Annotated in this window: 1 protein-coding gene; it reads left to right on the forward strand. The window is 38.5% G+C overall.

The window, feature by feature from the left end; all coding sequences use genetic code 11:
- Positions 1 to 15: 15 nt before the first annotated feature.
- Positions 16 to 782 (forward strand): nuclease-related domain-containing protein (locus tag GOU96_RS17900; protein WP_324702105.1); only part of this gene is annotated, 767 nt, incomplete at its 3' end.

Raw genomic sequence — 782 nt, forward strand, 5'->3', positions numbered from 1 at the left:
GAATAAGGAAATTCAGTGGATATATTCGGATTATTGTCGGAAGCATTAGCTCAAGTTTGGTATTTAATTCCTTTATTATTCGTCATCTCGCTTTTTAAGAGTCGGTGGTTTAAAGGTGTGTTTGGCGAATTTCTGGTAAACAAACTACTGTCCCAGTTGCCGACATCAGATTATACGCTGGTAAAAGACGTTACTTTGCCTACAGAAGACGGTACAACTCAAATCGATCATATTGTTGTATCTAAGTTTGGTGTTTTTGTAATCGAAACTAAGAACATGAAAGGTTGGATTTTTGGTTCAAAAGAGCAAAAGCAGTGGACTCAAAAAATCTATCGTCACTCCTCTAAGTTTCAGAATCCCCTTCATCAAAATTACAAGCATGTTAAAACGCTGGAATCATTGCTAAACATAGACTCATCAAAAACACACTCAGTAATTGTGTTCATTGGCGACAGTACGTTCAAAACAGATATGCCTGAAAACGTCACTTATGCACGAGGCTGTTTAAACTACATCAAGCAGTTCGATCAACCGGTCTTTTCGGATGCAGAGTACATTCAGCTCATTGATGCGATTAACAACGTCAAACTTGATAGAGGCGTTGTAACAGACTTTAAGCATCGAAAGCATGTTAAAGAGCTGGTTGCATCAAAAGAGTTCGTAAAGCAATGTTCGCGTTGTGGTTCAGAAATGGTTTTACGTGAAACTAAGCGCGGTGAGAATAAGGGAAAACAGTTTTGGGGGTGTTCTGGATTCCCCAAGTGTAAAAGTGTAGAAAAATT

It is taken from the genome of Vibrio sp. R-1, from assembly GCF_035615595.1.
Taxonomy (GTDB): domain Bacteria; phylum Pseudomonadota; class Gammaproteobacteria; order Enterobacterales; family Vibrionaceae; genus Vibrio; species Vibrio cholerae.